12 protein-coding genes and 3 tRNA genes are annotated in these 13,232 nt (G+C 38.9%); all 15 read left to right on the plus strand.

Annotated features, from left to right (window positions below):
• Positions 1-59: 59 nt before the first annotated feature.
• The 15 genes from DXA07_RS01090 (at position 60) to DXA07_RS01155 (ending at position 13,227) form a co-directional block, all read left to right on the plus strand.
• A complete protein-coding gene (locus DXA07_RS01090) occupies positions 60-365 on the plus strand; it encodes a hypothetical protein (RefSeq protein ID WP_021944260.1) in 306 nt (101 codons plus the stop codon).
• Between the two features lie 17 nt (positions 366-382).
• Positions 383-1,225 (plus strand): fumarate hydratase, encoded by an 843-nt coding sequence (locus tag DXA07_RS01095; protein WP_021944259.1) that lies wholly within the window; start codon positions 383-385, stop codon positions 1,223-1,225.
• 93 nt (positions 1,226-1,318) lie between these two features.
• On the plus strand, positions 1,319-1,888 hold the full coding sequence (locus tag DXA07_RS01100) for a Fe-S-containing hydro-lyase (protein ID WP_117822434.1): 570 nt from the start codon (positions 1,319-1,321) through the stop codon (positions 1,886-1,888).
• 206 nt (positions 1,889-2,094) lie between these two features.
• Positions 2,095-3,756, plus strand: coding sequence for a hypothetical protein (locus DXA07_RS01105; protein ID WP_117807968.1), 1,662 nt, complete (start codon positions 2,095-2,097; stop codon positions 3,754-3,756).
• 243 nt (positions 3,757-3,999) lie between these two features.
• A complete protein-coding gene (locus tag DXA07_RS01110) occupies positions 4,000-5,310 on the plus strand; it encodes a fibronectin type III domain-containing protein (RefSeq protein ID WP_118482956.1) in 1,311 nt (436 codons plus the stop codon).
• A 196-nt stretch (positions 5,311-5,506) separates the two neighbouring features.
• Positions 5,507-5,665: a hypothetical protein gene (locus tag DXA07_RS12950; protein WP_182429551.1), complete on the plus strand. Its 159-nt coding sequence runs from the start codon at positions 5,507-5,509 to the stop codon at positions 5,663-5,665.
• Positions 5,641-6,522: a hypothetical protein gene (locus DXA07_RS01115; protein WP_118482958.1), complete on the plus strand. Its 882-nt coding sequence runs from the start codon at positions 5,641-5,643 to the stop codon at positions 6,520-6,522. Before DXA07_RS12950 ends, DXA07_RS01115 begins: the two co-directional genes overlap by 25 nt.
• A 101-nt stretch (positions 6,523-6,623) precedes the next feature.
• Positions 6,624-7,871, plus strand: a complete 1,248-nt coding sequence (locus tag DXA07_RS01120) for a fibronectin type III domain-containing protein (protein WP_021944255.1) — start codon at positions 6,624-6,626, stop codon at positions 7,869-7,871.
• A gap of 90 nt (positions 7,872-7,961) precedes the next feature.
• Positions 7,962-8,049: transfer RNA gene (locus DXA07_RS01125), tRNA-Ser, on the plus strand.
• A gap of 77 nt (positions 8,050-8,126) precedes the next feature.
• Positions 8,127-8,197, plus strand: a tRNA-Asn gene (locus tag DXA07_RS01130).
• Between the two features lie 31 nt (positions 8,198-8,228).
• Positions 8,229-8,299: transfer RNA gene (locus DXA07_RS01135), tRNA-Cys, on the plus strand.
• Positions 8,300-8,446: 147 nt separating this feature from the next.
• Positions 8,447-9,973, plus strand: a complete 1,527-nt coding sequence (locus tag DXA07_RS01140) for an FHA domain-containing protein (protein WP_021944254.1) — start codon at positions 8,447-8,449, stop codon at positions 9,971-9,973.
• Between the two features lie 12 nt (positions 9,974-9,985).
• Positions 9,986-10,813 (plus strand): zinc ribbon domain-containing protein, encoded by an 828-nt coding sequence (locus DXA07_RS01145; protein ID WP_118482960.1) that lies wholly within the window; start codon positions 9,986-9,988, stop codon positions 10,811-10,813.
• Positions 10,810-11,961 carry a tetratricopeptide repeat protein gene (locus DXA07_RS01150; protein ID WP_118482962.1) on the plus strand — a complete coding sequence of 384 codons (1,152 nt, stop codon included), beginning with the start codon at positions 10,810-10,812 and terminating at the stop codon, positions 11,959-11,961. The genes DXA07_RS01145 and DXA07_RS01150 overlap by 4 nt, the downstream gene beginning before the upstream one ends.
• Before the next feature lie 30 nt (positions 11,962-11,991).
• Positions 11,992-13,227 (plus strand): FtsW/RodA/SpoVE family cell cycle protein, encoded by a 1,236-nt coding sequence (locus DXA07_RS01155; RefSeq protein WP_117807976.1) that lies wholly within the window; start codon positions 11,992-11,994, stop codon positions 13,225-13,227.
• Positions 13,228-13,232: the final 5 nt, after the last annotated feature.

Raw genomic sequence — 13,232 nt, forward strand, 5'->3', positions numbered from 1 at the left:
ATAAGATCAGCCGGTATTCATAAAGAAGGTAAAAAGTTACTAAAAATTGGAGGTGGGATATGCCAGCTAAAATATATTTGGGGTTATATAATGCTATCAACGGCATTGTATTTAAAACAGCAACAACAGAGGCAACAACGGAAGCACAGAATATTATTACCAAAAATGACAGATTAAGTAAATTTTTGGAATCATCCAATAATACGGCAGGTCTTTCCAGTTATATTATGGATATCCTGTATATAATGATCGTACTGGTCATTGCACTGGCATTTTTGACACTGATGGCTCATATATACAGATATATGAAACGAAGAAAAGATCCATATTACAAAAAGAATGATGATGATTTTCTGGATAACTAAAAAAAGAGGATAAGAAAATGCGTACAATTAATACAGATGAGATTATTCAGACTGTAAAAGAAATGTGTATTGAGGCAAATCTGAAGCTGTCAGAGGATATGGAACAGGCAGTCAGAAATGCTGCAGAAGAAGAGGACAGTGTACTTGGAAGACAGATTCTTTCGCAGTTATGTGAAAATTTGGATATAGCAGCAGAGGATCAGATACCAATCTGTCAGGATACAGGAATGGCGGTATTTTTCATTAATGTCGGACAGGATGTTCATGTAGAAGGCATGAATCTGACTGATGCAGTGAACGAAGGAGTCAGACAGGGATATACAGAAGGATATCTTCGTAAATCTGTTGTAAGAGATCCGCTGATCCGTGAAAATACAAAGGACAATACACCGGCAATCATACATTATGATATTGTACCGGGCGAAAATATAGAGATTACGATCGCACCAAAGGGATTCGGAAGCGAGAATATGAGCCGTGTGTTCATGTTAAAGCCTGCTGATGGAGAAGAAGGCGTAAAAGCAGCCGTTCTTCAGGCAGTCAAGGATGCAGGTCCCAATGCATGTCCTCCGATGTTTGTAGGTGTAGGTCTGGGCGGAGATTTTGAAATGGCTGCAAAGCTTGCAAAGAAAGCTCTTACCAGAAAAGCCGGAGAACATTCACCATATGAGCATATTGCAAGAATTGAGAGTGAGATTCTGGATGCCGTTAATCATACAGGAATCGGACCGGGTGGTCTGGGCGGTAAGACAACAGCACTTGCAGTTAATATCGAGACTTATGCAACACATATCGCAGGAATGCCTCTTGCAGTAAATATGTGCTGTCATGTCAACAGACATGTAACAAGGATTCTGTAATGGATCTCAAAGACTGTCATTAAGGTCAATACATGGCAGATATGAATTACAGAATTTATTTTATAGAAGAATAAAAAGAGAGAGATGAGAAAAATGGATAAGCATATTACAGCACCATTTGATAAAAAACAGGTTGAAGACCTTCATGCAGGAGATTATGTATATATATCAGGTGTGATCTACAGTGCCAGAGATGCTGCACATAAGAGAATGTATGATACATTGATCGAGAATGAAAATGATGAATCAAAGCTTCCAATCCAGTTGGATGGAAATGTGATCTATTACCTGGGACCAACACCTGCAAGAAAAGGTCAGGTCATCGGATCGGCAGGACCAACAACCAGCAGTCGTATGGACAAATACACACCACTCATTCTTTCAAAAGGTTTGAATGGAATGATCGGAAAAGGAAAGAGAAGTCAGGCAGTTATTGATGCCATCGTAGAAAATAAGGCAGTATATTTTGCTGCGGTAGGCGGTGCAGGTGCACTCCTTTCCAAATGTATCAAGAAATCAGAGGTCGTTGCATATGATGATCTGGGAACAGAAGCCATCCGTAAGATGACAGTTGAAAATCTGCCTGTTATTGTAGTAATTGACAGCAAAGGAAATAATCTGTACGAAACAGCGGTTGCAGATTATCTGAAACAGCAGGAATAATATAGAATAAAGCTGTTTTCGTTCTATTATATCAAAATTGATATATTAAAGAATTATAATAGGGATATTCACAGCTATACATAATTATGTGCATCAGGTTACAATAGCATTGTGATGTTCAAAGCCATTTAAATAGTAAATGTTTAAGAGAGATGCGCTGGGATGTTCCTGGCGCATTTTTTCCGTAAAAAAGGAGAGTGATGGATATGGGTAAGAACAAAAAGAAAAAAGAAAGTTATTATGATGCAGACCAATCCGGCAGAAAATTTGGTAAATGGAATTTTATCATGCTGGCAGTAATCATCGTAATAGAAGCAGTATTATATTATGTATTAACGCCGACAATCAATCTTCACAGTGTTGAATTCTGGATATGGATGATCGTAACAGTTGTTGCACTTTTTATTTGTACATTGAATTTAAAGGCAGAACAGATGGATGATATGCCTGTATCACCAAAACTGACGAAGATATTTGGTATTGTGATCGGAATCATGATTCTGGCAGCACTTGTTGGATGGATCGGATCATCCAAATTATTTGCATCTTCCAAATATGCCGGACTGATACAGATCGAAGATGGTGATTTTGAGACTGATATCGTAGAAAGCAAAGAGATCAATGATATAGCACTGATGGATACAGATACCGCAGTTATTATCGGTGAACGTGCGATCGGTTCTTTATCTGATGTAGTCAGCCAGTACGAAGTAAGCAGTGACTACAGTACGATCGATTATAATGGAAGTCCGATGAAGGTAGCAGCTCTGGAATATGCCGGATTCATCAAATATATGAATAATAAAAAGAGCGGTATACCGGGATATGTACTCGTCGATCCGGTAAAGAATGAAGCAAAATATGTAAAGCTTGAAAAACCAATGATCTATTCACCTTCTGCATATTTTAATCAGAATCTGTACCGTCATGTGCAAATGGCATATCCGACGGCTATGTTTGAAGGCTTTTATCTGGAATTGGATGATAACGGAAATCCATATTATATCTGTCCGGTACTGACAGCAAATGCAGGTCTGTTCGGAGCAAAGGATGTAAAGGGCATCGTAATCTGTGATCCATGTACCGGTGATACTGAATATCATGCAGTCGGTGATGTACCAAAATGGGTAGACCGTGTCTATGACGGAGATCTTGCATGCAGAAAATATGACTGGTACGGAAAATTATCCGGTGGCTACTGGAACAGTGTATTTGGAAATAAGGGATGCAAAACGACAACAGATGATTATGGTTATAAGGTCATGAACGGAGATGTGTGGGTATACACCGGCGTAACTTCCGTAAATGGAGATGAATCCAATATCGGTTTTGTTATGATCAATCTTCGTACCGGAGAGAGTAAATATTATTCAATCGCAGGAGCGGAAGAGCATTCTGCCATGGCATCAGCAGAAGGACAGGTACAGCACCTTGGATATAAAGCATCCTTCCCTTCATTAATAAATATTGGTGGTATTCCTACTTATATCATGGTATTAAAGGATAACGGTGGTCTTGTCAAAATGTATGCACTGGTTGATGTCGAGAAATACAACATCGTAGCAACCGGAAATACACAGAAGGAAACACTGATATCTTATAATAAACTGCTGGCACAGAATGGATTAAAGACGGGCAAAGATCTGTCCGACAATCTTCCAAACAAGCAGATCACGGTCAAAGACATTCAGTTCATCCAGTTAGAGGATAGTACCTATGTGTATATTACAGATGAAAAACGAAATGTCTACAAGCAGGATTTTGCTGAAAATGAAAGTCTGATCCTCATTCAGCCGGGAGATTCTATCAAAGTATTTTATCAGGAAGGAGAGGATGCAATCAATCAGTTGATCTCGTACGACAAATAAATCATTTAGAAAAAAATACTGTATAAAAAGGAAATGCTTTGAATGCGTACACTTATATAAAGTATATGCAAGATGTATTTAAAATCTGTGTAAATGTGTACAAACTGCATAAATAAAATTGGCAGTATTCACTAATAACATCAAATTGACACGAGATCAAATATATCGTAAATTATTATTATAGGCTGATTCTTGGGCTGAATCAGCCAGAGCAAAAAGTTTTAAAAAGTAAAGGAGAGTTCTATGGAAAAGAAAAGAGTATTCAGTAAATCATTACTTTTACTGGCAATTACAAGTATTATGCTGTTTGCGATGAGTATTACATCTATGGCAGCGACAAATGTTACAAATATCAGGCAGACAGAAGTAGGGCAGAATAGAGCCAAGATAGAATTTAATGGTGCTGATGGCGCAAAAGGATATTACATCTATTATTCATCAAATAATGGTGCTAAATGGAAAAGAGTAGATGATGATATTTATCCAGATAGTTATAAACCAGAGTATACTTATACTGGCTTAAGTGTGGGATGTACATATAAAGTAAAAGCCGTGCCTGTATATGAAACATATGTAAGTGGCACTGGTTATGTTTATAATGCAAAAGAGAATTTGGCAGCTACAGGTGAAATTGTTACAGCACCGTCATCAGACGCACTGGGCACAGTTAAACAGATTGGTGCAACATATAATTCAGTAACAATACAGTGGTCACCTTCTTATGGTACTACAAAATATGTTATATATCGTGATAATAATATGACAAATGGTGTAAAAGTAGCAGAAGTTAAGGGCTCACAGACTTCTGTAAAGCTTAAAGCCGAAGCAGGAACACAAAGCACATACTATGTATATCCTGTAAGAGTATCTTCAACAGGATATGAAGCAATCTATAGTTATAATTATGAATCGATATCTGGTGTTAAAACTGCACCTAAGGCTCCTGTTAAAGTTGCAAGTTTAGCCTATCATAATATAAGTTGGGATAAATATAGCAAAACTAAAGTAACAGTTGGTTGGGATAGAAATGATAATAATGAGTTCTATGAACAGGGATATAGAATTGCTGTTTATTCAGTTGATGGTAAGAAAAAGCTGAAAACATATAATATTACCAATTCATATACAAGAAGCAAGACATTTAGCTTGAAGGCAATAAAGAATAAAGGATTCAGAGTAAAGGTTTCAAGTTATGTTGTAGTAAATGGTAAGAAGTGTTACAGCAAATGGTCAAAAACTAAGGTTGTAATTCCTCAGGCAGATGTTAAACTTACAAGAAAGTCAAAGACTTCTGTAAAATTATCATGGAAGAAAGTTTCAAATGCTACAGGCTATACTATCTATGCATGCAAGAATGCAGGTTCATTTACCAGCAATAAAAAATGGTATAAGGTTGCAAAAGTAGGAAAGAAAACAACATCATATACTGTTAAAAAGCTGAAAACCGGTAATTATGCAGGATTTTATGTTATACCAACTGTAAAGATCGGTAAGAAGTCATATAAGGCAGATGCCACATGGTATATGAGTATGTACATGAGCAAGTATTATTAAAATTTTACTTTAATAATCATAAAAGTATTTAGTTGAAAAAACACTGGAGAAATCATAAGTTTTGATGGTTTTTCCAGTGTTTTTTATAATTTCAATCTTATAATCAGGGACTAGGATTCAAGACCAGAATGATATATAATAAAGACCATAAAAATGACGGAATACACAAATATATTGAAGAAAGAGGGAATGAGATATGATGAAGAGAAAAACAATGGGAAACAAAATTGTCAGATATGCATTATTGATCATGGCATTGGTGATTGCCGGATCAACAGATCTGGTGAGCCGGGCAGCGACAGAAGATACAAAGACAGCGACATATGGGGTATGCAACCAAAACCGGCATATGTAAATAATATCAGACAGACAAAGGCAACTACAGATTCTTATACGATTGAGTGGGATGCTTCAGAGGGAGCAGAATATTATAAGGTTCTGGATGAAAATGGAAACCTTCTGAAAACAGTAGTTGGAAAAACTTCAGTTACCATAAAGGCAAAAGCCGGAACAAAAAGAACCCTGTTGCTTGTTGCAGGAAGAACGACAGAAGAAGGCGAAGCACTGGAAAGTTGGGCTCGCAGAGTTTATAATATAAAAACAACACCAAAAAAAGTGAAAAATCTGGCATCTTTTAAAAAAAATTATTTACAGTGGAGACTGAAAGATGACCGTATAAATATCAAATGGGACAAAAATCCGAAAGATGAAGTGTATGCAGAGGGTTATAAGATAGTTATTTATTCCGCAGATGGAAAGAAAAAGCTTAAAACCTATGCAAGCACAAATCCATATCTGACTTTTAGCCGAAAAGATGTGAAAAACAAAGGGTTCAAATGTAAGGTTGCCGGATATATTACGATCAATAATAAGAAGTGTTATGGAGAATGGTCAGATCTTAAAACCATCATACCGGGTGCAAAAATTACATCGACTACCATGGCAGGACGATATAATGTGCGACTGAAATGGAAGAAGGTCGACAAAGCAGTAAAATATACGATCTATTTATGTGAAAATCCATTTGATCCAATCGAGAACCGGATATATCGCAAGCTTGGAACCGTTAAGGGAAACAAAACCAGCTTCGTGACAAAACTTCTAACACCAGGAAAGTCATTGGGACTTTATGTTATTCCAACTGTAAAGATAAAAGGAAAACAATATACCGCAGATAAGACCTGGTATACACATGTAAAACTGGTATATTAATAACTGCCGGTAGACATTAAAAAGATGAAAATAAATGTTGACTATGTATCAAAAATTTGATATTTTTGTAATATATTTTTAACAAAAAGGAAATGATTGGCATGAAAAACAGAAACTTATCAATATTAAAGGCATTTATATTTGTTATGATGGCAGTATGTTTTTTTTCAAACGGAACATTGAAGGCATCTGCAGCAAGCGAAGTAAAGGGACTCACACAGACCCGGTCAGAAGAGGATTCGGTTACGGTGAGCTGGAAGAGCCTGAAAAATGCATATGGTTATGATGTGTTTATTTCATCAGGAAATGGAAAATATAAGCGCCTGACAAATAAAACATGTGATGTTGTAGGAAGTAAAAATACAAAGAAAAAAATTAGTAACCTTACGTCAAGCAGAACATATTATGTAGTTGTAAAGGCTGTTTATAAAAAAGAAAATGGAAAATATAAGATCGGACCTGCAGGAAAGAGATTAGAAGTAGTAACTTCGCCATCTAAGACAGCAAAATCTACGATCAAGCAGATCAAGGCGACTCCTCATTATATCAGATTTAAGTGGGATAAGGTGAGAGGTGCAAACCGTTATATTGTATATGTAAATGATAAGAAAAAAGCGGTTGTAAAGAAAAATGCGGTATCGATCCGTGTCAGAACCGGATCTGTTAATAATGTCCGTGTTGTACCTGTAAAGCGTTCCAGCTCCGGCTTTATGGCAAAGGGTGGAAATATCGAAGCATATGATTTCTATTCATCACCAAAAAGACCAAAGAGAGTAGCGGCATTCCGGTATAACAATTTATTGTGGCAGCCAACAGAAAGCAATACTGTAACAATTGGATGGACAAAAGCGGCTGGTGATAAGTATGATCCAACCGGATATCAGATGGAAGTATATTCACTGGAAGGAAGAAGATTGAATTTGTATTATTCTACAAAAACAAAGCTCAGTATCAACATTCCTTCCGTTGAAAATAAAGGCTTCAAGGTTCGTGTCAGAGCCTATGTCAAGATCAATGGCAAGAAGTATTTTGGTAAATGGACAGATATGCAGACTGTGATCCCACAGGCAAAGATCAGTATGAAGCGTACCGGAAGAAATTCTGTAGAGATCAACTGGGAAAGTGTAAAGAATGTAACAAAATATCATGTATATGCATGTAATGATATCAAGGCAGAAAAGCCGGAATGGTATGAGGTTGCAACGGTTGGTGCCGGAACAAATTCCTATGAATATAATAATTGTATTGAGGGAAAATATACAGCAATGTATGTTATTCCAGAGGTTCAGGTTGGCAGGAACACATATAAGGCATCCTATACATGGCATTTATATATGAATATTGAGTAAAAAAAACTTGACAAACAATATATCCTTTGTTATCATGTACTAGCGTCAAAATTTAATATCCCTGGTGGGAACATTTCATTTAGGCATTTTGCAGAAGTACTCAAGTGGCTGAAGAGGCGCCCCTGCTAAGGGTGTAGGCCGTTCGCGCGGCGCGAGGGTTCAAATCCCTCCTTCTGCGTATTTTATCTAAATGATAGAATTTGTAGGGAGATGGCATTGCAGGAGCCCTGCTGGATGGATTTTGACGAAGGATATTCCTCGATAGCTCAATGGTAGAGCACTCGGCTGTTAACCGAGGGGTTGTAGGTTCGAGCCTACTCGGGGAGCTTAAAGCGAAAGCTTTAAAATTTAATAAATGGCGCGATAGCCAAGTGGTAAGGCCCCGGTCTGCAACACCGTCATCGCCGGTTCAAATCCGGCTCGCGCCTCTTGAAAAGAGATTGGAATGTTTCCAGTCTCTTTTTTGTTGTGCATTTACTTTTACAAAGTGGTTTGTTATAATAACTCTGGGAGTTTGTCCCATTTTCTGAAACTATTTTTGAGTAACAGAAAAGGGGCGTTCAGGAGACATATAAATGAAAGATTCCTTTGTGGAGGAGGGCTTTATGACGCAAAAGAGCAGGGAACAGAGAGTTCGTTACAAATTAGATGAATCAATGACACTGAACCAGGAAGAGATAAAGATATATAATGTGCCTTTTGCGGGAAATACAAATACCTGTAAAGAAACATTTGTAAAAGGTGAAAGAATACTGGAATACTGTATTGAAGGTGATCTGACGATGGAACAGTTGATCGGGAAGCCGATATTCCGGGATGAACTGGTAGAGTATTTGTACAGTATCAGCAGACAGATGGTGTCTATGGTACATAACGGTCTGAAATTGGGAAAGATCGTATTTGACCTGAAATATATGTATGTAAGATTGAATGATTTCAGTGTACAGTTGATATTTCTCCCATTTGATAATCCATCAGATATGACAGGTGTAGAAGAGTTTATCAGAAGTTTTCTGTCAGTGCTTGTCTATGCACATACACCGGCGATCGAATGTGCAAATCAGATCATAGAGTATCTGAATGGACACAAGGAATTCAATGCGATCCAGTTCAATTTGTTTATCCGGGAGTTACGGGCGCAGAGCCAGTTGCTGGTAAATACGGAGAAAACATCATCAAAGACCAAAGAGATTGCAGCAAATCATGCGAAGATGGAGATTAATATTCTTCGTGCCGAGGAAGCTGCCAGAAATGCCGAGATCGCAAGGCTCCACGCCGAGAGTGAGGCAAAACGGCTGGCAGAGTATGCAAAACAGCAGGCAAATGTTGCCAGATCTGCAGAGGAGATGCGGATGCTCGCTGAAGCTGCCAGAATACAGGCAGAGATTGACAAACAGGCCGCAGAAAAAGAATATAATAACAAATCACAGACCGCAGTTTTATATGCATGTAAGATGCGGGAAGCGGAGGATGAGAATTCTAAAAAAGAGATAAATACAGCCAGATTACTGGCAGAGGAACAGGCAAGTCAGGCGGAAGAAGAATTCCGGAGAGCTTCGGCAGAAGCAGAAAGACTGGCAGAAGAAGTTCGGTTGGCACGGGAAGAAGAGATGCGCGCAGAGGAAGCCAGAATGCGTGCAGAATATGAAGCCAGAAAGAACAATGAAGAAGCCAGAAAACTGGCGATGGAGGTTCGAAGAAGAAACGAAGAGATTGGCAGACTGTCCGAGGACAGACAAACCAGAAAGCCGGATGACAGCGAGGATGAGACAACAGTATTGTCGAAATCATTAAGTGATGGTCTGAAGCGTCCAATTCTTGTCAGAAAAAGAACCGGAGAGAAGATTTATATTAATAAGCAGGTATTCTGTATGGGTAAGGCAGACCAGGGTGTTGATTTCAAGATTACAGACAATAAATCTGTCAGCAGAAGACATGCTTATATCACAAATATAAATGGTGTTTATTATTTAAGGGATAATAATTCAACCAATCACACATACCTGAATGGGGAGATGCTTTACAGCAATATTGAGGTTGTGATCCCGGATAATAGTACGATACAGCTTTCAAATGAAGAATTTTTCTTCAAGATTAAATAAGGAGGAACTGTCATGTATTGTGATAATTGTGGTTGCGAACTTGGACCGGATATGAAGGTTTGTCCTGTTTGCGGGAAAAAAGTTGAGGATATGGCAGCTGACAACGGTAACAGTGTCGGAATGGAGGATGTAGCTTCCCAGGTAGCAGATGTATCAAAAAATGAGGATATAGGAAAGGAATTGCCGGACATCAGCAAAGAGGCAAATGCTGCTGTTGTTGATACAGATGAAATGGAAGAAGAAGGGACGACTGTATTAAAGGCAGTTGATCTGGATAAGAAGGTTGAAGAAAATGAGGATGAAGAAGGTACAACGGTTCTGTCAGCCGATATGCTGAAGAATCAGGGAATGCCGATGCCGGGACCAAACGGCCGCCCAATGCCGGGACCAAATGGCCGTCCGATGCCGGGACCAAATGGGATGGTTCCGCCATTCCAGCCAAGACCAATGCAGGGTCAGCCGGGTGCAGCACCACAGAATGGGATCCCGCCATTTCAGCCAAGACCAATCCCTGGCCAGCCAGGTGCTATGGGTGGTATGCCTGTAAATGAAAAGGATGAAAAAAAGAAAGATAAAAAGTCAAAAAAGGAAAAGGCTCCGAAACAGCCGAAAGCTCCAAAGGCTTCAAAAGAACCAAAGGCACCAAAGCAGCCAAAAGAGAAAAAAGGCAAGGGTGGAAAAGTAGCACTGATCATTATTCTGATCGTAGTTGTTCTTGCTCTTGGCGGTGGAGCTGCTTATGTTGTTCCAAAGTATCTGAATTATAACAAGGCAGAAGAGGCTTATAAGGATGGACGGATCGATGATGCAGTTGAACTGTATAAGAAGCCGGCTGGATGAAGGATGCAGAGACTAAGGTAAATGGCGGCGTATATTATGAGTATGCAGCAAGTCTTGCAGAAGAAGGCAATTATATTGATGCGGCGGCATCTTATGAGAAAGTAATTGCATTGGAAACAGTTGCAGATGAATATAAGGATGCAGCAGATAAGGCAAAAGAGTGTTATTTCAATCAGGCAGAGAAGCTCTACGGTGAGAAGAAATATACAGAAGCTGCTGAGTATTATACAAAGGCAGGAGATTATACCGGAGCGGCAGAAAAAGTAAAAGAGTGTTCTTACATGAATGGTGAGACACTTGCAGAGCAGAAGAAATATGATGAGGCAGTCAAGGCATACGAGACAGCCGGAGATTATAAGGATGCCGCAGATAAGATCAAGGAATGTTACTACAATAATGCATCTGACAAAATGGAAGCTAAAGAGTATGCGGCAGCAAAAGAGCTGTTCCTGAAATCAGAATATTCCGATTATTCCGATAAGGCAAATGAGTGTCTGATCAAGCAGGCAGAGACATATCTGGCAGATAAGAAGTTTGAGGATGCGATCAAGACTTACGGTGAGGTGGATTCCAAGTATAAAGATTGCACAAAGAAGATTGACAGTGCTTATACAAAATGGGGAAGCTCTCTTTACAAGAGCAAGGATTACAAGGGTGCTGTTGAGAAATACGAGCAGGTTACAAAGAAAGATGTAACGGATAAGATCAACAAGGCAAAAGCAGCTTATGTAAAGGATCATAAGGATCGCAGTGATGAGACAACGATGAGTTATCTCTGTGATCTTCGTTATGCAGATTATGGTTCGGCAGAAGATGATTATACAAAGTTGATCGGATGGACAGTAGAATCATTTGTAAATGATAAACTGGATGATTACAAAAATAAGAAGACATCTGCGGATTCCAGCAAGACGATCTATGTACATACTATGTATCTGAATGAAAATGATGCATCTATGAGTCTGAAAGGGTATGTAATATATTCAGATGGTACAAAGAGTAATGACATTACATTTGGAGAGGTAAAGAATCGTTATACAACATGGATGAGCATTGATCCGTCATCTGCGATCAAGGGAGATGCAACCTTATATGTATATGATGATACCGATAAGCTGGTTGAGAAATTTACATTTACTATTAAATAAAAAATTCGTTAAAGTGAGAAAGGGGTAACCATGGTTTCAAACGGACAGGATATGAGTGTTCGGGGAAAAGTGGAACAGAACGGACAGACAGAGAAAAAAGGATATACCTATACCCCAGGAGTAGAGATCAAGATCATAGTTGCAGTTGTGTTCCTTATGGCATTTGGACTTATTATGATCTTCAGTGCGTCCAGTTATACATCGTCGATCAGCCGCGTCACGAATTACGATTCGGCATATTACTTTAAAAAGCAGTTGAAGGTAATGGCACTTGGAGTTATTATTGCTGCATTCCTTAACTGGGTTCCGTATAAGCTGATCAAGAAATGTGGAATCCTGGCGTATGTTATATCTCTGGTTTTGATCGTTATGTTAAAGACACCACTTGGTATTAATTCCGGTGGTGCGACCAGATGGCTGAATCTGGGATTTATGCAGCTTCAGGTTGCGGATGCAACAAAGGTCTGTATGATCGTTTTTATGGGCTGGTATGTGAACCGTTTCTGGAAGGAATTTGATAAATTCAGATATACCTTGATCTTATGGCTGTTAGTTGCACTTCAGGCGGGACTGATATTGAAGATATCATCCAATCTGAGCAGTTGCCTGATCCTTATGCTCATGGTATTTATTCTGACATTTATTGTTGGAAAACATCCAAAAATGCATCTGATCATTGCAGCGGTTGGTATTGTAATGATTGTTATCTTTATCATGTGGTTAAAGGCGAATATGCCGCTTGACAGTGAGATGGACAAATACCCATATCAGATTCGGAGATTCTTCGGATGGCTGGATCCGGAACGGTATGCAGGTACGCTTGGCTATCAGCCATTACAGTCTCTGTATGCGATCGGAAGCGGCGGATTGCTTGGCAAGGGACTTGGAAATGGTACACAGAAGCTGAGCAACATTCCGGAAGCACAGAATGATATGATTTTTGCTATCATCTGTGAGGAGCTTGGACTGATCGGTGTTATTATTATGTTTTTGATGTTTGGATATCTTTTGTATCAGATGGTTATTGTTGTGAAAGAGTCCAGAAATATATATGCAAGTGTGGTTGTGATCGGGGTGATCTTACATATCATTTTCCAGATTATAGTCAATGTCTGTGTGGCTGTGAATTTCTTTCCGAATACAGGTGTATCGCTGCCATTTATCAGTGCAGGTGGTTCTGCCATCATATGTACATTAATGGAGATTGGACTTGTGATCGGAATACGGAGACAGCAGGTGAATCGAAAATATTCAAGAATATCTTAGATGAG

Source organism: Clostridium sp. AM54-37XD, assembly GCF_003478225.1.
Lineage (GTDB): Bacteria > Bacillota > Clostridia > Lachnospirales > Lachnospiraceae > Coprococcus > Coprococcus ammoniilyticus.

Bases quoted from the DNA above. Each gene is read 5' to 3' on its own strand.
- DXA07_RS01100 (WP_117822434.1), top strand. From the start codon at position 1,319: ATGGATAAGCATATTACAGCACCATTTGATAAAAAACAGGTTGAAGAC.
- DXA07_RS01115 (WP_118482958.1), top strand. From the start codon at position 5,641: ATGCAACCAAAACCGGCATATGTAAATAATATCAGACAGACAAAGGCA.
- DXA07_RS01110 (WP_118482956.1), top strand. From the start codon at position 4,000: ATGGAAAAGAAAAGAGTATTCAGTAAATCATTACTTTTACTGGCAATT.
- DXA07_RS01105 (WP_117807968.1), top strand. From the start codon at position 2,095: ATGGGTAAGAACAAAAAGAAAAAAGAAAGTTATTATGATGCAGACCAA.
- DXA07_RS01095 (WP_021944259.1), top strand. From the start codon at position 383: ATGCGTACAATTAATACAGATGAGATTATTCAGACTGTAAAAGAAATG.
- DXA07_RS12950 (WP_182429551.1), top strand. From the start codon at position 5,507: ATGATGAAGAGAAAAACAATGGGAAACAAAATTGTCAGATATGCATTA.
- DXA07_RS01150 (WP_118482962.1), top strand. From the start codon at position 10,810: ATGAAGGATGCAGAGACTAAGGTAAATGGCGGCGTATATTATGAGTAT.
- DXA07_RS01145 (WP_118482960.1), top strand. From the start codon at position 9,986: ATGTATTGTGATAATTGTGGTTGCGAACTTGGACCGGATATGAAGGTT.
- DXA07_RS01155 (WP_117807976.1), top strand. From the start codon at position 11,992: ATGGTTTCAAACGGACAGGATATGAGTGTTCGGGGAAAAGTGGAACAG.
- DXA07_RS01090 (WP_021944260.1), top strand. From the start codon at position 60: ATGCCAGCTAAAATATATTTGGGGTTATATAATGCTATCAACGGCATT.
- DXA07_RS01140 (WP_021944254.1), top strand. From the start codon at position 8,447: ATGAAAGATTCCTTTGTGGAGGAGGGCTTTATGACGCAAAAGAGCAGG.
- DXA07_RS01120 (WP_021944255.1), top strand. From the start codon at position 6,624: ATGAAAAACAGAAACTTATCAATATTAAAGGCATTTATATTTGTTATG.